Genomic DNA, 18,404 nt, shown 5'->3' on the forward strand with positions numbered 1-18,404 from the left:
CCGAGGGTACGGCTTCGCTTCCCAGGCCGCCGTGGTCGGGAACGAAGCCTCCTGACAGCCTCGCCCGGAAGCCATCTCGGGTGCCTTTTACGTCCGTCACGGCCCGAATCGACTCCGTGGTAGGCTTCGGCATGCCGATTCGGGTTCACTTCGCGGATGGTCTGCAGCAGGATTTTGCCGAGGAACTTGAGACCGAACTCGTGAGCGTCATCCCACCGTCGGGCAGCTTCGATCACGACGGGAACCTGGTGGGCGGCGCCAGTCCCACCGAGATTCACACTCCGCTGAGTACGGCCCAGGCAGTCGGCCGTTTTCTGGAGCGCCTCACGCATGACGGCTTCATCGCGGTGAGCGGCAGCAAGTTCTACACCCCGCAGGCAGTGATCGCCGTGGAGATCGTGCTGCCTGAGTCGTCAGAGGAACGGGCGCTGACAGCCGAGCGGCCCCTGAACGGGGTAGCGGGTGAGAGCCGCCTTTAACAGGCAGGCCGGTTCATCCTTCGACCGCGAAGTTGGCGACCAGATTAGAAGGGGCGTGACGGTCCTGGCCAGTTTGGCAACCAAGTACCTGCCCTGCATCCGCCTCGGTCAACGCTACCGTTTTCCACGCCGGGCCCTGATGCGCTGGATCGACGAGCAGCTCCTCCACCAGCAATGACAGCAGCGGCCCACCCTTCGGTGGGCCGCTGTTCTGAAAGGAACCCCATGCACGCCACCCACGCCCGCTTCCCCACCGCCCACACTCCTGACGGAGGGTCCTTCCGCGCGCCTGACTCCACGCTTGAAGGCTCCTGGCATGCTGCGTAACCAGAAACGCCGCAGCAACGACTCCGGCAGCATCTTCTACCGGAAAAAGCGTGAGCAGTGGGTCGCGCGGGTCCCGCTGTCCTGGCATCACCCCAGCGGCAAACGTCACCTGGAGCGCGCCTTCGCGTCCCAGAAAGAAGCCGAGCGGTACCTGCGCCAGGCGATGGTCGAGCGGGACAAAGGAACCCTCACCATCGCCTGGCGCAAAACGCTGGGGGAGTATCTCGATGGCTGGCTGCTCGCCAAAGAACAGAACGACAAACGCCGCCCTTCCACCCTGCTCGATTACCGCGGCACCTTCAAGAATCACGTCAAGCCGTACCTCGGTCCGGTCCGGCTGGAGAAACTCGCGACCGACGACATCCGGCTGCTGCACCGCAAGCTCCGCGAGGCGGGCAGGTCGGAATCCAGCATCCGCCGGGCCCACAATCACCTCAAGACCGCCTTGCAGGACGCGGTGCGCGAAGAAATCCTCGCCCGCAATGTCGCCGCGCTGGTTCGCGCGCCCAAGGTGCCCCGCACCCTCCAGCAGTCCTGGACGCTCACCGAAGTGCAGACCTTCTGGCAGCACGTCCAGGACCATCCACTCAAGGCGCTGTGGATCACCGCGATCCTGACCGGCCTGCGGCGCGGAGAACTGGCGGGCTTGCGCTGGCAGGACCTCGATTTCGAGCAGCGTGAGCTGCACGTCCGGGTGACCATCACCGAAATTGCCGGCAAGCTGCAGTTCGGCCCGCCGAAGTCGCGCAACGCCGTGCGGGTGGTGCCGCTGCCCAATGATCTGCTGCCGATCCTGCAGGAGCACCGTGAGCGCTGGGCGCCCGTCACGGCCTTGACTCCCGCACCCTGGCGGGAAGAGGACTTCGTATTTCTGTCGTGGAGTGACGGCTGGCCGTTGCGGCCCAGCACCATGAACCGCACCCACACCCGCCTGTGCCGCGAAGCGGGCGTGAAGAAGATCCGGGTGCATGACCTGCGCCGCACCTACGTCAGCATCCTGGGCGCCAAAAAAGGCCTGTCGCTGCGGGCGATCGCGGAGTTTGTCGGGCATGCCGATCCGGCCTTCACCGCGCGGGTGTATCAGGACGTGCTGCCTCAGGAACGTAAGCGGGCGGCGGATCAGCTTGAAGGAGTTGCTGGAGGACGACAGTACGCCGTAGCGTCCGGTGCTGTTCATCGTACGGGTCCTCGATTGACAGTGCCCGGCCAGTTGAGCGATTCGCCACGGCCCATGAAGTTGACGCTGTCTCTGCTGAAGCAGCGCCGCGGTGTGGGATGGTCACCCCGCGCTCGACTTGGCGCCCCGGGAAGCAAGTGCAGACCTACCCTGAGGGTGGGTCTGCACTTGAGGTAACGCCATCGGGCGCGCGGCTTCTTCAGCGGACAAAGGTGAAGTTGGCAGTGTGTACGGTGTCATCGGCCAGCTTTACGACCAGTTGGCGGCACTGGCCTGCCCAGGCCTTGTCGGTCTTCCAGACGTACACGTAGTGACCGGCTACGCTGTCAAAGCTGAGGCTGCTCGAACCCGCGGTGGAGGTCACCTCGACATCATCCGTGCTCGCGGTGGAGCTGCAATTGATGACCTTGGCGGTGGGAGAACCGGAAGCGAGGATCGACAGGCCCTGATCGCCCTTCAAGCTGAACTTCACGGGAACAGCGCTGCCCGCCTTGGCGCGGTTGAGCGTGCCACCGTTGTCCACCGGGCTGAAGAACCCCTGGAATTCGTAAATGACGCTGTACGCGGCGTTGCCTTGGGCGGTGTTGCCGGCAAGGTCAGCGGCGCGGCAGGTTACTTGCTGCGCACCAACACGGCTGGTCACGACCGCGTCGCAGGCTTGGCTCGCGAGACCTGACAGGGGGTCGCTGGCGCCCGCGCTGGCGTTGGCCGTCCCGCCAAGCAGCACCGGGTTGGGGGTCACGCTGGGGTTGAGCCGTGGGGCGGTCTTGTCGAGCTTGATGTTGGCAGGGTCGCTGGTCGCCGAGTTTCCCGCCTGGTCGGTCACGCTCTTCGAGATATTCTGGCCATTCTGGCCGGTCTCCTCTGATTGCGTGTGGGCGGACGGGCAGGCGCCGGCGGCGAGGCCCGATCCGGGCTGGCTGTCGTTGCAGGTGAAGTTGACGTTCACATCGTCGTTGTACCAGCCATGCTGGTTGGGCGCGCGACTGGGGGCGGCACTGATGGTGGGCGCCGTCGCGTCACGCTTGAAGGTGACGGATCGGCTGGTCGTTCCGCCCGCGCTGGTGGCAGAACAGGTGAGCGTCAGCCCGGAGGTATCTTCCTGAGCCGTGCTGGCGTCACAGCCGGTCATGCTGCTGATCGCGCTCCCGTCGTCAGTGACGTTCCAGCGTACCGTGACGTCGCTGGTATACCAGTTGTTCAGGCCTAACGTGCCGATGATTTCCGACGTAATCTCCGGACCGCTGCTGTCGCGGGGAGCCTGAGGAGGAGGTGCGGGGGTGAACTGAACGGTAAAGGAAGCCAGCGGGTAAGTGTAGGTGCTGCCTTGTTTGCCGCCGGAGGCGACCAGGGTCATGCGGGCGACGTCACTGTCGTCGGTGCTGGGAGTAGCGCTGGTGGACGCGCTGTAGCGGATGCTGCCCGCCGCGCTTTGACCGCAATCCGTCAGGGTGGTATATCCGGCGATGCCGGTGGAGTCCTTCTCGATTCTGGGGTCGGTCGTGGTCAGTGCCACCCGCACGGATTGTCCGGGTGTGGCGTTGCAGTTTCTGGCATCTCCTGCTTCACTGGTGGCGACCAGGTACACGCTGACAGTTCCAGCCTGACCAGGCTGGATGGAACGTTTTCCGCTGGTCACAAGATCGTTATCGCTCACGGTGACGGTGTCGAGCGGTATCACGGCGGTTTGCGCTGGAGTGCTTTTGGGCTGGGTGCCGCAGGCGGCCAGGGAGAGGGACAGGAGTACAGCACTCAATGCTCGAACGGGAGGGTGCATCAGCCGTTTCCTTTTCTGCGTGTTTGAGGCTCGGGCTGCGTCGCAGAGCGCAACTTGCTGCAAAAGGACGAACTCCTGGGGCCGTCGTTCCTGTCAGGTCTTGCGAGCCTGCACGCGTTGCCTTCCTCCACGGGCGGTTGAGACGGGTGGCTAGCGTTGAAAGTGCCCTACTTGAGACTTTCTTGCTCTTTCCATCAGCTGAGCTTCAGTTGCGTGTGTTGATGTTAAAGTTAAAAACTTCTCGCGCATAGGGGTCTTTCAGAGATAAAGAGTATCATGAGTAAAAAGTTAGTTGTATACGGGAAAGCTTAGACGTTAGGTTAGAAGAGTATACAAACGCTAAACGATTTATGGTTCTCTTTCGCCTTCTGCTTTGCCCTTCTCGCCGGCAAGGGTGGAGACGGGCTGTCTGTACCATCACCGCAAATTTGACCTTAATCTCAGCCTTCCTTGCTGGATGGCCCCACCGCAATGCTTGATCGCTTTTGCCAGCAGCAGTGGGGATGCTCACGGAACCCATCGGTTTTCATTGACTCGTTATGTGGTTGCCGCATGCTCGAACGACGACTTCAGTGCCTGGCCGTCAATTATTACCGACGAACATGTTGTGAGGAGGCAGGCGCAGCATGTTTATAGAAGCTCATTTTACTCACTTACGGGACGCCACCGTCATTGTTCATCAGTTCAATCATCTCGCCCGCTGCCCATTCCAGGGTTTCGAAAAAACCGGAAAGAATTCGCGCCAAAAGTCGGCAAGGCAGCGAACATCGTTCAACCTCACTGCCGCGCCATACAGCGCCATCAACCAAACTTGACGCGCAGTGGTCGCCTCGCACCGAACGCTTACGCTGAGAAAAGGCATGATCAGACGGGCGCCGCTGTACCCTGACGTCGTCGCCCTGCCCGGTAACACGAAGCGTGGACCCGCAGGGTGGCGGAGCGTCGCGAAAACTGAAAATGACATTTAGTGGCACTTTTAGTGGCACGGCGTCGATCAGCCCATATTCAGTTTTTCTCCCAAAAGGAAAACCCCCTCCTGGAGGGGGTTTTTTCTGGCTCGGCAGGTAGGGATCGAACCTACGACCATTCGATTAACAGTCGAACGCTCTACCGCTGAGCTACTGCCGAACACCGCTGGCGCGCGTGGGCGCGGTCAGCGAGAAGAAGTGTAGCAAAGGTGTTTCGGGGACGCAAGTGGGAAGCTCAAACTTCCGCGAACACACCCAGGCGGCGAAAACGCTGCGAGCGCTGGGCGAGCAGCTGTTCCGAACTGAGCTGTTGCAGTTCGCGCAGGTGCAGCTCCAGGGCCTCCCCCAGCAGGCGCGCCGCTTCGACCGCATCGAGATGCGCACCCCCTACGGGCTCAGCAATGACATCTTCGACGATCCCGAGGCGCTTGAGGTCCGGCGCCGTGAGCTGCAAGGCCTCGGCGGCTTCGGGAGCTTTGGCGGCGTCGCGCCAGACGATGCTGGCGCAGGCCTCGGGGGAAATAACGCTGTACCAGGCGTTTTCCTGAATCAGCACGCGGTTGCCTACCCCGATCGCCAGGGCGCCGCCGGAACCGCCCTCGCCGATCACGGCACACACCACCGGAACGCGCAGCCGGGCCATACGCTGAATGCTCTCGGCAATCGCCCAGCCCTGTCCCCGTTCCTCGGCCTCGATGCCGGGATACGCGCCGGGTGTGTCTATGAGCGCAATCACCGGCAGGCCGAACTTGTCGGCGAGGTCCATCAACCGGATGGCCTTGCGATAACCCTCGGGATTGCTCATACCAAAACGGCGGCGGATCTTGCCCTTGGTATCACGCCCCTTGTGCTGCATCAGCAGCATCACGCTCTGGTCCCCGAACTGCGCCGGACCGCCGATCAGGGCCGGGTCGTCGCCAAAGGCGCGGTCACCGTGCAGCTCTACGAAGCCGGTGAACAGCCGGTGCACGTACTCGAGCGCGGTCGGCCTTCCGGGTGCGCGGGCCAGTTGAACCCGCTCCCAGCGACTGAGGTTCTGACTGCGCTCGCTGCGGAGCCGGCCCAGCTTGTCGCGCAGCGGTTGCAGTTCTGCCTCGAAGTTCTCGCCGGTTTCACGTGCCAGGCGCTCCAGATCGACAATCTGACGTTCCAGGCCTTGCAGGCTGGCTTCGCTCATACCGCACCCCGCTCGGTCATCGCGTTGCCGTGTTCGAGCTGGACGCTCGGAGCCTGGGGGCGCCGCGTTGCCATCAACACCGTGAGGAGCTGCCCAAGGACTTCGCGCTGCTGACGGCGGTCGGTGACCAGATCGACCATGCCGTGCTCCAGCAGGAATTCTGCACGCTGAAAGCCATCCGGGAGGTTCTGACGGATGGTCTGCTGAATGACGCGGGGCCCGGCAAAGCCGATCAGCGCACCGGGCTCGGCGATGATCACGTCAGCGATGGTGGCAAAACTCGCCGTGACACCCCCGGTCGTCGGATCGGTCAGGATGCTGATGTAAGGCAGGCGGGCATCGGCCAGGCCTTCGAGGGCGACGGTCGTCTTCGCCATCTGCATCAGGCTCAGGGCGCTTTCCTGCATGCGCGCTCCACCGGACGCCGCGACCAGCACGAAGGGCGTGTTGGTACGGGTGGCGTGCTCGGCTGCGCGGGTGATCTCTTCACCGACGACACTGCCCATGCTGCCCCCACTGAAGTCGAAGTCCATGATGGCGACCGTGACCTCTTGCCCCAGAATCCGTCCGGTTCCCGTCAGAATGGCGTCGGGTCGGCCCGTCTTGGCCTGCGCGCGCCGCAGCCGCTCGGGGTACGGTTCGGTATCGACGAACCCGAGGGGATCAAGCGGGGTGACCCGGCCGCTGAGTTGCACAAAGCTGCCGTCGTCAAGCAGCACCTCGGCACGCTTTGTGGCGCCCAGGCGCTGATGGTGGTTGCATTTTGGGCAGACGTAGGCGTTGGCCTCGAAATCGCGGTTGTACACGCTGGCCTTGCACGACGTGCATTTGGTCCAGAGGTCCGGGAGCGCCTCGGAGTCAGTGGTCTGCTGGGGTTTTTTGCGTCGGAAGAACTTATCGAGTGCCAAGGGCTTTTTCTCCTTCGCGCATTCTAGAGGCGTCGGCGCGGCGCGGCTGTACTGAGTCTAACGCGCGTTCGCTCACTGCCGCCCCCGCAGGGACGCGCGGTGCCCACGCGCAGCAGTCAGCATTCCACGGTACGCAACTTCAGAAGCGTCCGGGGCGATCTTCGGGGGGCAGGTCGCCCAGACGGCGACGCAGGTAGTCGTCAATCTGGCCGAGATCGGCGGACAGTTCGTCGCGCAGTCGGTCCATGCGGGCCGCCAGTTGCGGACCCAGTTCGCTCTGCCCTCTACTTCCACCTTGCTCCAGGGCCGCGAAGCGCTCCGAAAGGTAAGCCTGTAACTGCGAGAACCGGCTGCTCTCCTGCTGATCCAGCGATTGACGCAGGTTCTCCATTTCCCGCAGGGTGCGCGCTTCCGCCGCACGAGAACGCAGATCGGCGTACGAGGTGAGCAGCGAAAAGAGCAGCGCGATCAGGGCGCCGATCACCAGCACGATCATGCCCAGCGGTACGGTATAGGAAGCAGCACCAAACAGATTGAGGGTGTGCGGATACATCAAGGCGTCGAAGTTGAAGACTGCGAACACGATCAGCAGCGCCAGCACCACAATCAGCACGACGGTATTGAGCTTCATGAGAAACCTCCGGTGCCTCAGCCTAGCAGGGCGGGCATGAACACGGACGTGGGGTCAGGTGAAGGTGAGCTGGCCCAGGCGCACGGGGAAGCCGGGCTCAATGAACGCGGCCCAACACCAGCGGGGGGGGCTCACGGCGCGTGGGCGTCACGCGCAGCCCTGCGCGCAGCAGCTGCGCGGCGTGCTCCACGCCGTGTTCACGGTGATACAGGCGCGCCAGCACGTCGCCTGGCTGCACGGCCGCTCCCGGCTTGAAGGGCAGCTCGACACCCACGCCATGATCGATGGCCTCCCCTTTCTGCTCGCGTCCACCGCCCAGCAGCAGCACCGCCCGCCCGACAGCCAGCGCGTCGATCTCGTCAAGATACCCGGCCTGCTGGGCCGTGATCTCCAGACGACCCGGCGCCACGTCGAGCAGCGCCGGATCGTCCACGAAGCGGGGGTCTCCGCCCTGCACAGCGACAAATTCGCGCAGTTTCCCGAGGGCTGCGCCGTTCTCGATAACTTCCCGGGCACGCGCGCGGGCCTCGTCGGGTCCAGTGCCGTGGGCCTGCAAGGCTTCCTCGGCCAGCGCCAGGCACAGATCTCGCAGATCCTCCGGACCTTCGCCGCGCAGGGTGGCAATCGCTTCCTGCACTTCCAGGCTGTTGCCGGCCAGGTGGCCCAAGGGGGTTTCCATGTCGGTCAGCAGCGCGCGTACCTGGCGCCCGGCATGGCGGCCGATGTCGACCATGGCGCGCGCCAGGATCTCGGCGTCCTCCAGGGTCTTCATGAAAGCGCCAGCCCCCACCTTGACATCCAGCACGATGGTTCTGGCGCCCGCCGCCAGTTTCTTGCTCATGATGCTCGACGCGATCAGGGGCACACTGTCGACGGTCGCGGTAACATCGCGCAGCGCGTACAGCAACCCGTCTGCCGGGGCGAGGTTTTTGCTCTGCCCCACGAGCGCCAGGCCCACTTCACGCGCCTGGCGCAGAAACGCTTCCTCGCTCAGCTGGTCCTGCCAACCGGGAATGCTCTCCAGTTTGTCGATGGTTCCGCCGGTATGCGCCAGTCCGCGTCCGCTCATCTTGGCGACCGTCAGGCCCAGCGCGGCCAGCATGGGGGCCAGCACCAGGCTGGTCTTGTCCCCCACCCCGCCGGTTGAGTGCTTGTCCACCGTATCCGGCAGGGCGCTCAGATCGAGCAGGTCGCCGCTTTCCGCCATGACCTCGGTCAGGTCGGCGGTTTCACGTGCGCTCATCCCGCGCAGGTACACCGCCATCAGCCAGGCGGCCACCTGATAGTCAGGCACGCTCCCCGCCGTGTATCCACCGATCAGCCGTTCGAGGTCGTCACGGGAATGCTCCTGTCCGTCGCGCTTTTTTTGAATCAGGTCCGGAATCGTCATAAGTCTCCATCAGGTTGTACCCGAAAAGCGGAAAGCCGGGCCACGCTCACCCTGCCTTCCGCTTCGTCACGCCGCTTGTTTGCCGGGCAAGAACCGGCGGCTTACTCGTATCCCAGCTCGCGCAGGGCTTCCTGGTCAGCGCGCCAGTTGGGAATCACGATGACCTCCAGGCCCAGGTAGATATGCTTGCTCAAAAAGACTTCCAGCTGCTTGCGCGCGGCCTGACCGATGTCGCGCAGCTGTTTGCCGCCCTGCCCGATCACGATGCCCTTGTGAGACTGCTTCTCGACCACCAGTTCGGCCTCGATGCGCTGCAGGCCGTCTTGCCGCTCGGTCCAGCTGGTCACGCGCGTAGCGATGGCGTAGGGAATCTCGTCACGCAGGCGCTTCATGGCTTCCTCGCGGATGATCTCGGCGGCCCAGTCCTCGCGTGACTGGTCCGAAGCGGCTCCGACCGGGAAAAAGAACGGGTTTTCAGGCAGGAGGGCCAGTACGCTGGCGCGCAGCTCGGCTGTGGCGCCCGGATCGTTCTGGGCGCTCAGCATCACCTGCTGGGTATCGCCCGTGCGGCCTTCGAGTTGCGCGGCGTACAGACGCAGGGCCTCGTCGGGGTACTTGGCGGCGTCGAGCTTGTTGCCGACCAGCACCAGCGGTTTGGGGAGGTCACGCACGATCCGGGCGACCAGCTCGTCCTCGTCGGCTGGGGGGTGACGCAGGTCCACCACCCACAGAATCACGTCCACGTCGGCCAGCGCCGAGTGCACTTCTCCGTTCATGTACTTGCCCAGCGCGTCCTTGGGCCGGTGCAGGCCCGGCGTGTCGACAAAAACGATCTGCTCTTCCGGAGTCGAGTAGATGCCGCGCACGCCCCGCCGCGAAGTCTGCGGCTTGGGCGAGATGGGAGCGACCTTGACACCCAGCATGCTGTTGAGCAGAGTGCTTTTTCCGACGTTGGGCTTGCCGACGATGGCCACGAAACCCGACCGGGTCTGGCTTTGTGTGTTTCCCGAGGTGTTCAGTTCAGAGGAACCAGTATTCATAACGTTCCATTGTGACACGCACGCATACGTGCGTGGTTCCGCGCGTCGTCAGTATCCCTTCAGATCGCGCTCCCTCAGCTGGTAGGGTGACCACCTCGTCACACCGCGGGGACCGGCGGCACGGTGACGGCAGGACCGTGGGGAGAGGAAACACCGCGATGCGTGGAGAAGGCACGATCCAACCCGTAGAATCTCTCCATGAGCATCCGGCCCGACTGGTGGATTCGCGAGCGCGCCCGTGAGGGCATGATCGAACCGTTCTCTGACAATCTTGTGCGGAAAAGCGAAAGCGGCCGCGGCATCATCAGCTTCGGCCTGTCGAGCTTCGGCTACGATCTGCGCGCCGCACCCGAATGGCGCATTTTCGTCAATGCCTTCAATACTGTGGTCGATCCCAAGTCCTTCGACGTGCAGTCCCTTGTCGAGTTCGACGGCGACGAGTGCATCATTCCTCCCAACTCCTTCGTGCTGACGCGCAGCGTCGAGTACCTGCGCATTCCGGACACCGTGATGGTTGTGGCCCTGGGAAAAAGCTCGTACGCGCGCTGCGGTATCGTGGCCAACGTCACGCCGCTGGAGCCCGGCTGGGAAGGCCACGTCACGCTGGAGCTCAGCAACACCACGCCCCTGCCGGCCAAGGTGTATGCCAACGAGGGCATCGTGCAGCTGCTCTTTTTTGAAGGCGACCGCCCCGACGTCACGTACCGGGATCGCCAGGGCAAGTACCAGGGACAGACCGGCGTCACGCTGCCCAAGCTGTAAGCCCAACTGTAAGATCGGGAAGTTCGGAGCGACGCCCAGGCCACCTGTCCCGGGCGTGGCCTTGGTGCGGTGCAGTACCGGTCAAGGCCTGTCATACGAACTGTCGTTCATTTCGGAGAGCCTGAGCACATACTCAGGGGCTGCATTGCGGCAACCCCGTCGCTGAGTACGCTCGCTGTCTTGTCGCCCCGTCGTCAACGCCGTTTGAGATCAGTCGTGCCCGCCCGAAGTCTGCGTGTGGGTGCCGGGCAGCCGCTGCTCGCCACTCGCGCGACTTGTGGCGCCTGCACCCACCGTCCACGACCACAAAGCCGAACGCGCCAGGAAGCGGGTCAGCACGAAGGAGACGCCGTAGACCACCACGAACATCGCAGCCCACAATGCCAACCGGGTGGCAGGATGCTGAATGTAGGACCCGGGGTTGGCGGCGAATTCTGCGCGCCCAACCCCGGTCAACTGGCCACCGACGACGGTCAGCAAGTCGATGCACACGGTCAGGACCAGCCAGTGACTTAGGAACAGGCCGAAAGTATGACGGCGCACGTCCATCCAGCGGGGCCACAGTGGACAGTCGAACTTGAGCAGCGCGGCGAACACCGCCAGCGAAAACAGCTGGTTGCTGAGGCGCAGGGTGTTCAGCACGTCGGGCGCGCTATGCGCGCGCACCTGAAGGCCTTCGAACAGTGCCAGCGCCCAGGTGGCGCCCACCGTCACGATGAGCAGCGGCCAAGGCAAGCGGCGGACGGCCGCGATCAGCGGGCCCGCGTGGCGGCTCGCCTGCACGCCCAGCCACAGGTAGAACACGAAGCCCAGCAGGGCCGTGGTGTGCTCGGTGGGAAGCCAGCGCAGGTAGATGTTGGCGCTGTAGAACAGCGTCAGGCCCAGCAGCGCCGCACCCAGCCACGGGCGCTCGAACCAGCGGCGCAGCAGCAGCAGCATGGTCAGGGCCAGCAAAAAGTTGGGTACGAACCAGAAGTTGGTGAAAAACAACGTGTCGATCAGGTTCTTGCCGATTTCGGCCAGGGTCAACCGTCCCAGCGCGGCATCCTTGAAGGTCAACAGCACGATGAACAGCGTGGCCCAGAACAACCAGGGCGCAAAGGTGCTGTTGACGCGCCGGCGCAGGTATTCGCCGGGAGGACGCGACAGCAGCTGGCCACCCAGCAAAAACCCCGAGATCATGAAAAAACAGATGGTACCGAACTTGAACGCCTGCAGCAGCACCAGCGAGGGCAGGAAGCTGAGGTCCTCGTGGTAGGTCAGGAAGTGTGCATGAACTGCAATGATCGAGATCATGGCGACAAAGCGGATGTTGTTGACGAACACATAGTCCGTACGCTGCAGGTCCTGCACGAAAGCTCACCTCGTCTGGTGTGAACGGCGACGTGCTGCCGCCTGGCAGCCTCGCATCGTTTGAGCCAAAGGGTAGGTGGTTCGTTCCCCGCCAACCGGTTTCGTCACCCTGATTGAAGGAACTCAAAACGGATGGTCACGCTTGTGAGGGCATGACCGGAAAAGATGGGGATTTCATGAGCAGGTGCGCGGTGGGCACGCCCGGTCCAGCGCGGAACACCTCATGGCTCGGGCACGACGGGGCCGATCCCGCCCCTGCAGTTACTCACGAGTCAGCACCTTCACGAAGTCGACCCAGGCCGGCTGTTTGACAAAGCCGAGCCGCTCGTTGATCGCCAGCATCGGGCGGTTGTTCGTTTCGTTGCCAGTGCGAATTTCCGGTGCTCCCTCGCGGCGCGCGAACTCGATGGCGCGCAGTTTCATGGCGAGGGCCAGTCCCTGGCGCCGATACGCGCGCCGTACGCCCGTGAGTCCGGTGTCGAGGTAGGCCTGGTCGCTCTTCCACAGGGCCGAACTGCCCGCCCAGGCGCCGCTGCGCGTATCCACCGCGATCAGGTATCCCGGGGGCAAGAAGTACGGACTGTCGTAGGTGGCCGAGACGAAGAAATCGTGCGCGATTTCGCTGGCTTCGTCCGGGCGCGGAACATCCCGGCGAATGTCACAGAAAAGTTCGTACAGCTTGCGCCGGTGCTCTTCGTCGTCGGGAAATTCGCTCAGGGCGCGGATCTCGAAACCACGCGCCCGAATGTCCGGCAGCACGTGTGCATAAGGCGTGAAATCGAAGCTGTTGACGTCCAGGCGCGACTCGAAATAGCGCATTTTCTCGGACATGCCCTGCTGCTGCGCGAAGTTCATGCCCCGCCGGTGGTCTTCGCGGGTGCTGGCCAGCACCGAGATGGGATCGAAGCGCGCCAGGCGCCGGTGCAAGGTGTCCACCAGACGCCGCCCGAAGCCTTGTCCTTCATGCGCAGGATGAACGCGCACCCACGCGTAAAATTTACGCGGGTGGTACATGCCGGCAAACTGACCGTAACCGCAGGCTCCGACCAGGCGCTCACCGTCGAAGGCGAGCAGCCGCAGGTGACGGCAGCGTGCCTCGCGTTCACGGTCCTCCTCCCGCAGGCTGCGCACTGTTTCGGGACTGTCGGGCCAGGTCGCGCTGAGCAGTGCGGCAAGCTGCTCGTAGTCGTCAGGGGTCGCTTCGCGGACGTGCAGTTCTTGCCGGGTCGTGCTGGTCATAACTCGCCCTCCGACTCGGAACGCTCAGCTTCGCAGCCGGGGTTCGCGACGCAGGAAGCCTTGCCGGGCGCCATTGTCGCGCGTGCCAAGTGGGCTGGTGGGACATGAGGGAGAGGTGCGCAGTTCATGCCCTATCGTGCCGGGCACCGCGCGTTTCGCCATCCGCCGAGTGGCGCATGCGGCGCCTCGCCGTGTTAGCGTTCCGGCATGAAACTGCTCTTGATCGTTCCTCACCCTGACGATGAGGTGTACGGTGCGGGTGGCACCATCCTGGAGTGGACGGGTGAAGGTCACCGAGTCGGATTGCTGACCCTCACCCGCGGCGAAAAGGGCCGTACGCTGGGGTTGGCGGCCTCCCCGGAAGAGCTCGCCACGTTGCGCGCGGCAGAACTGCGCGCCTGCCTCGACGTCCTGGGAGTGCAGGACCACCAGCAGCTCGCTTACCCCGATGGCGGCCTGAAAAACGTGCTTCTGGAAGAACTCGCCCTGACCGTGCAGAATGCCGTGCGAAGGTTCCGCCCACAAATTGTGCTGACCTTTCCACCCAACGGCTCGAACGGCCACCCGGACCATGTTGCCACCTCGGCGGCAGTGCGGGCTGCCTGGAAGGTCATGGAGAGCCAGGGCGAAGCGCTGCCCGAACTGTGGTTTTATGCCGGCGTGCCGCCCGAGGACCCACAGCTGCTGGCTTCGTACCTCGCGCCGAACATCGAGCGGGATGTCAGCGCTTTCACGGCACTCAAGCTGCGTGCCATGGCCTGTCACCGCTCGCAGGCCCTGTCGACGGTGGACTGGCTGCGCCGCTTCTCGGAGCGCGTGCCACGCGAGACCTTTCATCGGGCCAGCTCGCAGTCCTGGCAGGGAGAGAGAAGGGCATAGAAAATTCACCTCAGAAGACCTTCACCGCGCGTTAAGCTGAAGCGTGATCACAGAACCTCGAGCGCCCGCTTCCTCCGGCACGCCCGACGAGCGCCTTCCGGCAGTGGCCGTGCGCGGCCTGGGCAAACGTTACGGCAAAAGCGTCGTCCTCGAAAACATCAACCTGATGGTCAAGGCCGGTGAGGTGTTCGCACTGACCGGCCCGAACGGCGCCGGCAAGACCACCCTCATTCGCTCGGTCACCGGCCTGGCGATTCCTTCGAGCGGCTCGGTTCACCTGCTGGGCCGCAACGTCCATGAAGAAGGCAGCCGGGCGCGCGCTTTGCTGGGCGCCGTGGTAGAAGCGCCTGCCCGGTTTTACCCCCGGTTTTCCGGCGCGCAGAATCTTGTGATGCACGCACGACTCGCGGCCCAGGGCAGCCGGGGGGCACGCATCGGGATGGAGCGGGTGCGGGAAGTGCTGGCACTCGTCGAGCTGACCCGCATGGCCGACCGGCCCGTACGTGAATTCTCGCTGGGCCAGCGCCAGCGTCTGGGCGTGGCCGCGGCCATTCTGGCCGTCCCCAAGGTATTGATTCTCGACGAGCCCACCAGCGGCCTCGATCCGCTGGGCATCAGCCTGATTCACCGTATTGTCGCCGATCATGCCGCGAGCGGCGGCGCGGTTATCTTGTCCAGTCACCATTTGCGGGAGATCGCCGGTTACGCGCATACGGTGGGCATTCTCAGTGGTGGCCGCCTGGTCGACACCGTCGATCTGCGCTCGCGCCACAATGCCTTCCGCTTCCGCGTGGACGACCCGCAGCGCGCCGTGAGCGTGCTGCGCAATCTGCCGTTCGTTTCGCGCGTGTCGGCCCGCGCACCGTATGCGGTGGTTGAACTGACCAATGAAACGGTCGTGCCCGAAGCGCTGTCACGCCTGGCGCTGGAAGGGGTGCGGGTCTTCGAGGCCGCACCGGACCTGTTCGATCTGTACGAGTACTACCGCGAGCGCCTCGGCGCCTGACCAAGGAGAAGTGGCATGTTGACGCTGGTTTGGCTGGAATACCGCAAGCTGTTCGGCTTTCGTTCGACCTGGCTGGCGGTCATGGTCTGTGTGGTGTTGCCGTGGATCTGGAGTTACGCTCCGCGGCTGGTTGAGGTGTACAACCTTACGCTGGTGAGCGGCTGGCAGGTGCCGGCGCTCGCCCTGGTGACGTCTGCGCAGTTTTTGCTGCCGATTTTCGTGGCGGTCACGGCAGCCGAACTGGTCGGCTCCGAGATCAGCCTGGGTACGCTGGCGCCCTTGATTCTGCGCCCGGTCAGCCGCGCCAAACTGATCTTGCTGAAATTGATCGTGGCCCTCACCTTTCCGTTGGTGCTGCTGGGCGTGCTGTTGCTGGCCAGCCTGCTGGCAGGCCTCCGGCTGGGGCTGGGAGAGTTCGCGGGTGGAACTGGTCTGGGTCCCGGCGCCTGGGTCGGGCAGGGACTGCTGACTCCGGCGGGCGCCTTGCTGGAACTGCTGCGTGGTTACGGTCTGGCCGCGCTGACGCTGATGCCCATCGCGGCGCTGGCGCTGCTGTTCAGTGTCATTTACCTCAACACCTCGGCGGCGGCGCTGGCAACCATTGCCACCCTGCTGCTGATGCGACTGCTGATCGTGTTTCCGCAGGGCTTCCAGAATCTGCTGCTCACCTCGCACCTCGACGCGTACCTGCAGCAAAATACCGCCGTCATGCAGCAGTCGCTTACCTTGCTGGTCATCTACACGGTGGGTTTTGGCTTGCTGGCGATGTTCACCTTTGAGCGCAAGGACCTGTGAAAGGTGCGGACGCCGAGGAGCGCACGCTGGCATACCTGACAGGTCAGGGACACCAGTTGCTGGCTCGCAATTACCGTATTCGGGGCGGCGAAATCGATCTGATCACCCGTCAAGGTGAGGTGATTGTGTTCGTCGAGGTCAAGCACCGGACCCGTGTCTCCTACGGCAGCCCGCTGGAAGGTGTGAGTGTTCGAAAAATCCTGCGTCTTCGCCGGACTGCCCTGTTTTATCTGCTGCGTACCTTCGGGACCGATCAGCTTCCTTGCCGTTTCGACGTGGTGGCCATTGCCGGTCCCGTGTGTGGCGGCACGCTGGAGCACGTTGAGAATGCCTTCTGACGCTCGCGCTCACCGCCTGAAGCTCATCAAGAATGAGTGCTCATTGTTTTATCTTTAAAAAGATGTTTAGGAATACCTCACTCATGCTGGTGCCCCTGATATTCGGAAGCTGCGGCACGCCCGTGCAGATGCAGTCCAAGGCCAAGGTCCTGCCATCCGAATGCTCGAGCATGATGGCGCCGGTCAGGGGCGAGCTGATGGGTGAGGCAGCGGCCCCGCTGCGGATCGTCGCGCTGGGCTCATCGTCAACCTTCGGTGAGGGGGCGTCGAGCCGCAGCAGCAATTACCCGGCTCGCCTGCAAAGTCTGCTTGACCGTGCCTGGGGAAAAGGGCACGCGCAGGTTTTCAACAAGGGTGTCAACGGCGACACCCTGCAGCACATGGTCGCGCGCCTCGACCGTGATGTCTATGCGTTGCGGCCCAACGTGGTCTTGTGGCAGACCGGCACGAACGACGCCATCAAAAAAGCCGATCCGCAACAGTTCCGGCGTCAGCTGCGCTCCGAAATTGACAAACTGCACGGCCACGGTGTGAGCGTGATCCTGCTCGACAGCCAGTACCTGCGCCCGGAGCAGCGTCCCCACAACTACGAAGTTTTCCAGCAGGCCGTGTGGGACGTCGCTGCAGAATCCAACACACCCCTGCTGCCGCGCTACCGAATCATGGAGCGTCTGCTGGTCAGTGGGCAGTACCGAACACAAGACCTGATGTCCGCCGACGGACTGCACCTCAACGATTTCAGCTACGAGTGTCTGGCGACTTATGCCAGCGGCATGCTCGCCCCGCTGTTCTCGGCGCGGCTGGCCCAGCGTCCGTAGGGCCAGGCCCGGCTCCCGTTCGGTTCTGAAAGTGCGGTCGAGCGGGCGGGCAACCCATCGGGCCCAAGGCAACTGGCCTGCGCTTCACTTCACGCTTCTCAGCACCCTTTACACTGGCCGCGTATGCCGAGCTTTCTCTCCTGGCCCGATCCACTTTCATCCGCCTCCGGGCGACTGACCCGATGCCCATGAGTACCGACACCCTGATCGTGGTCCTGGGTGCATTGCTTGGCGCCTTGATCGGCTCATTCTCCAACGTGCTGATCCACCGCCTGCCGCGCCGCGAATCGGTGGCATTTCCGCCGTCGCACTGCCCGAACTGCCAGCACCGCCTGAGTGCCCTCGATTTGATTCCATTGTTTTCGTGGGCGGGCCTGCGCGGACGTTGCCGGTACTGTGGCGCGCGCATCTCGGCGCGCTACCCGCTGGTCGAGTTGCTCACGGCGCTGGGATACGCACTGCTGGCCGTACTGCTGCCCTGGTCGGCGGCGGGGGCGAGCCTGCTCGGTTTGTGGGCGATGTTCACACTGCTGCTGGTGATCAGCTTCATCGATGCCGAGACCCGCACCATTCCCGACGCGCTGGTATTGCCCGGACTGGCGCTGGGGCTGCTGCTGGGCTTTGCCAACGAGCGAACCGGAGCGCTGATCGCCGGGCTGCCCGGCGTGCAGGGCGCGCTCGCGGGCGCGCTGCTGGGGGCCGGGCTGATCGCCCTGATCGCCCTGTACGGTGAACTGGTGCTGCGCCGTTTTCGCGAGCGGCGTTTTCCGGAGTTTCCGGTCAGTTACCAGCAGGTAGCGCTCGCGGCGCTGGTGGGCGCCTGGCTGGGCGTGGTGTGGGGCGTGGTACTGGGACTCTTCTCGGTGGCCCTGAACGTCTTTGCGCGCCGGGTGGTGCGCCTGCCGGAAATCCTGCTGCTGCTGGGATTGCTGGTCTCGATTGTGCTGGGCGTGTCAGGCACCGGGCCCGGAGTGATCGACATGACCCAGAACGCCCTGGCCGCGGCGGGCGGCATGAGCCTGCTCGCCGCGCTGTACTGGTGGACGCAACCCGACGAGATCGAAAGCGAAGATCAGGATTACGATCCGGTGGCGATGGGCTTTGGTGACGTGAAGCTGATGGGCCTGCTGGGCGCCTTCATGGGCGTGACAGGAGCACTGGTATCGCTGGGCGTGGCCATTCTGGTGGGCGCCCTGGTGGGCGTCGTGACCCTCAGCCTGCGCCGCGAGAACAAGCTGCCCTTCGCGCCGCTGCTGGCGTTGGGTGCGCTGGTGCACCTGTTGTACGGCGCGCAGATCGTTCAGGCTTTTCAGGCGCTCTACGCCCTGGACTAGCCTAAG

18 protein-coding genes and 1 tRNA gene are annotated in these 18,404 nt (G+C 63.9%); 10 read left to right on the forward strand and 9 right to left on the reverse strand.

Going from position 1 to position 18,404, the window contains the following annotated elements; genetic code table 11:
- The first annotated feature begins 131 nt into the window (after positions 1 to 131).
- From DEIPE_RS02995 to DEIPE_RS03005, 3 genes are all read left to right on the forward strand, one after another.
- A complete protein-coding gene (locus DEIPE_RS02995; protein ID WP_015234513.1) occupies positions 132 to 479 on the forward strand; it encodes a hypothetical protein in 348 nt (115 codons plus the stop codon).
- Positions 480 to 534: 55 nt separating this feature from the next.
- Positions 535 to 657, forward strand: a complete 123-nt coding sequence (locus DEIPE_RS24645; RefSeq protein ID WP_217218459.1) for a helix-turn-helix domain-containing protein — start codon at positions 535 to 537, stop codon at positions 655 to 657.
- A gap of 138 nt (positions 658 to 795) precedes the next feature.
- Entirely contained in the window at positions 796 to 2,160 is a 1,365-nt protein-coding gene (locus DEIPE_RS03005) for a tyrosine-type recombinase/integrase (protein ID WP_015234515.1), read from the forward strand.
- A gap of 22 nt (positions 2,161 to 2,182) precedes the next feature.
- Here DEIPE_RS03005 and DEIPE_RS03010 read toward each other — a convergent pair whose 3' ends face one another.
- From DEIPE_RS03010 to era, 7 genes are all read right to left on the reverse strand, one after another.
- Complete coding sequence (locus tag DEIPE_RS03010; protein WP_041230666.1) at positions 2,183 to 3,739, reverse strand: PxKF domain-containing protein; 1,557 nt, start codon at positions 3,737 to 3,739, stop codon at positions 2,183 to 2,185.
- A gap of 1,074 nt (positions 3,740 to 4,813) precedes the next feature.
- Positions 4,814 to 4,888 (reverse strand) — tRNA-Asn (locus DEIPE_RS03015).
- Positions 4,889 to 4,963: 75 nt separating this feature from the next.
- Positions 4,964 to 5,905: an acetyl-CoA carboxylase carboxyltransferase subunit alpha gene (locus tag DEIPE_RS03020; protein WP_015234518.1), complete on the reverse strand. Its 942-nt coding sequence runs from the start codon at positions 5,903 to 5,905 to the stop codon at positions 4,964 to 4,966.
- Positions 5,902 to 6,813 carry an acetyl-CoA carboxylase, carboxyltransferase subunit beta gene (accD, locus tag DEIPE_RS03025; RefSeq protein ID WP_015234519.1) on the reverse strand — a complete coding sequence of 304 codons (912 nt, stop codon included), beginning with the start codon at positions 6,811 to 6,813 and terminating at the stop codon, positions 5,902 to 5,904. Before accD ends, DEIPE_RS03020 begins: the two co-directional genes overlap by 4 nt.
- 139 nt (positions 6,814 to 6,952) lie before the next feature.
- Positions 6,953 to 7,444: a LapA family protein gene (locus tag DEIPE_RS03030; RefSeq protein ID WP_015234520.1), complete on the reverse strand. Its 492-nt coding sequence runs from the start codon at positions 7,442 to 7,444 to the stop codon at positions 6,953 to 6,955.
- Positions 7,445 to 7,541: 97 nt separating this feature from the next.
- Positions 7,542 to 8,834, reverse strand: coding sequence for a thymidine phosphorylase (locus DEIPE_RS03035; RefSeq protein ID WP_015234521.1), 1,293 nt, complete (start codon positions 8,832 to 8,834; stop codon positions 7,542 to 7,544).
- 101 nt (positions 8,835 to 8,935) lie between these two features.
- On the reverse strand, positions 8,936 to 9,874 hold the full coding sequence (era, locus tag DEIPE_RS03040) for a GTPase Era (RefSeq protein ID WP_015234522.1): 939 nt from the start codon (positions 9,872 to 9,874) through the stop codon (positions 8,936 to 8,938).
- 198 nt (positions 9,875 to 10,072) lie between these two features.
- On the opposite strand from era, the gene dcd reads away from it, so the two are divergent.
- Positions 10,073 to 10,636 carry a dCTP deaminase gene (gene dcd / locus DEIPE_RS03045; protein WP_015234523.1) on the forward strand — a complete coding sequence of 188 codons (564 nt, stop codon included), beginning with the start codon at positions 10,073 to 10,075 and terminating at the stop codon, positions 10,634 to 10,636.
- Positions 10,637 to 10,846: 210 nt separating this feature from the next.
- Here dcd and DEIPE_RS03050 read toward each other — a convergent pair whose 3' ends face one another.
- Both DEIPE_RS03050 and DEIPE_RS03055 read right to left on the reverse strand, forming a co-directional pair.
- The gene (locus DEIPE_RS03050) at positions 10,847 to 11,989 is read right to left on the reverse strand and encodes an acyltransferase family protein (protein ID WP_015234524.1); all 1,143 of its coding nucleotides are present in this window, start codon (positions 11,987 to 11,989) and stop codon (positions 10,847 to 10,849) included.
- A gap of 261 nt (positions 11,990 to 12,250) precedes the next feature.
- Entirely contained in the window at positions 12,251 to 13,228 is a 978-nt protein-coding gene (locus DEIPE_RS03055; RefSeq protein WP_015234525.1) for a GNAT family N-acetyltransferase, read from the reverse strand.
- 207 nt (positions 13,229 to 13,435) lie between these two features.
- Between DEIPE_RS03055 and DEIPE_RS03060 the strand changes: the two genes are divergently transcribed.
- The 6 genes from DEIPE_RS03060 (at position 13,436) to DEIPE_RS03085 (ending at position 18,398) form a co-directional block, all read left to right on the forward strand.
- Positions 13,436 to 14,107, forward strand: a complete 672-nt coding sequence (locus DEIPE_RS03060; protein WP_015234526.1) for a PIG-L deacetylase family protein — start codon at positions 13,436 to 13,438, stop codon at positions 14,105 to 14,107.
- 46 nt (positions 14,108 to 14,153) lie between these two features.
- Complete coding sequence (locus DEIPE_RS03065; RefSeq protein WP_245557623.1) at positions 14,154 to 15,113, forward strand: ABC transporter ATP-binding protein; 960 nt, start codon at positions 14,154 to 14,156, stop codon at positions 15,111 to 15,113.
- Positions 15,114 to 15,128: 15 nt separating this feature from the next.
- Entirely contained in the window at positions 15,129 to 15,908 is a 780-nt protein-coding gene (locus DEIPE_RS03070) for an ABC transporter permease (protein WP_015234528.1), read from the forward strand.
- On the forward strand, positions 15,905 to 16,246 hold the full coding sequence (locus tag DEIPE_RS03075) for a YraN family protein (protein WP_015234529.1): 342 nt from the start codon (positions 15,905 to 15,907) through the stop codon (positions 16,244 to 16,246). Before DEIPE_RS03070 ends, DEIPE_RS03075 begins: the two co-directional genes overlap by 4 nt.
- Before the next feature lie 83 nt (positions 16,247 to 16,329).
- Complete coding sequence (locus DEIPE_RS03080; RefSeq protein WP_015234530.1) at positions 16,330 to 17,064, forward strand: SGNH/GDSL hydrolase family protein; 735 nt, start codon at positions 16,330 to 16,332, stop codon at positions 17,062 to 17,064.
- Between the two features lie 182 nt (positions 17,065 to 17,246).
- A complete protein-coding gene (locus DEIPE_RS03085; RefSeq protein ID WP_015234531.1) occupies positions 17,247 to 18,398 on the forward strand; it encodes a prepilin peptidase in 1,152 nt (383 codons plus the stop codon).
- The last annotated feature ends 6 nt before the right edge of the window (positions 18,399 to 18,404 follow it).

It is taken from the genome of Deinococcus peraridilitoris DSM 19664 (genome assembly GCF_000317835.1).
In the GTDB taxonomy this organism is placed as follows: Bacteria; Deinococcota; Deinococci; order Deinococcales; family Deinococcaceae; genus Deinococcus_A; species Deinococcus_A peraridilitoris.

Coding starts and splice junctions, on each gene's coding strand:
- DEIPE_RS03080 (WP_015234530.1), top strand. CDS start 16,330: ATGCTGGTGCCCCTGATATTCGGAAGCTGCGGCACGCCCGTGCAGATG.
- DEIPE_RS03035 (WP_015234521.1), bottom strand. CDS start 8,834: ATGACGATTCCGGACCTGATTCAAAAAAAGCGCGACGGACAGGAGCAT.
- DEIPE_RS03020 (WP_015234518.1), bottom strand. CDS start 5,905: ATGAGCGAAGCCAGCCTGCAAGGCCTGGAACGTCAGATTGTCGATCTG.
- DEIPE_RS03085 (WP_015234531.1), top strand. CDS start 17,247: ATGCCCATGAGTACCGACACCCTGATCGTGGTCCTGGGTGCATTGCTT.
- DEIPE_RS03055 (WP_015234525.1), bottom strand. CDS start 13,228: ATGACCAGCACGACCCGGCAAGAACTGCACGTCCGCGAAGCGACCCCT.
- DEIPE_RS02995 (WP_015234513.1), top strand. CDS start 132: ATGCCGATTCGGGTTCACTTCGCGGATGGTCTGCAGCAGGATTTTGCC.
- DEIPE_RS03060 (WP_015234526.1), top strand. CDS start 13,436: ATGAAACTGCTCTTGATCGTTCCTCACCCTGACGATGAGGTGTACGGT.
- DEIPE_RS03005 (WP_015234515.1), top strand. CDS start 796: ATGCTGCGTAACCAGAAACGCCGCAGCAACGACTCCGGCAGCATCTTC.
- DEIPE_RS03030 (WP_015234520.1), bottom strand. CDS start 7,444: ATGAAGCTCAATACCGTCGTGCTGATTGTGGTGCTGGCGCTGCTGATC.
- DEIPE_RS03070 (WP_015234528.1), top strand. CDS start 15,129: ATGTTGACGCTGGTTTGGCTGGAATACCGCAAGCTGTTCGGCTTTCGT.
- dcd (WP_015234523.1), top strand. CDS start 10,073: ATGAGCATCCGGCCCGACTGGTGGATTCGCGAGCGCGCCCGTGAGGGC.
- era (WP_015234522.1), bottom strand. CDS start 9,874: ATGAATACTGGTTCCTCTGAACTGAACACCTCGGGAAACACACAAAGC.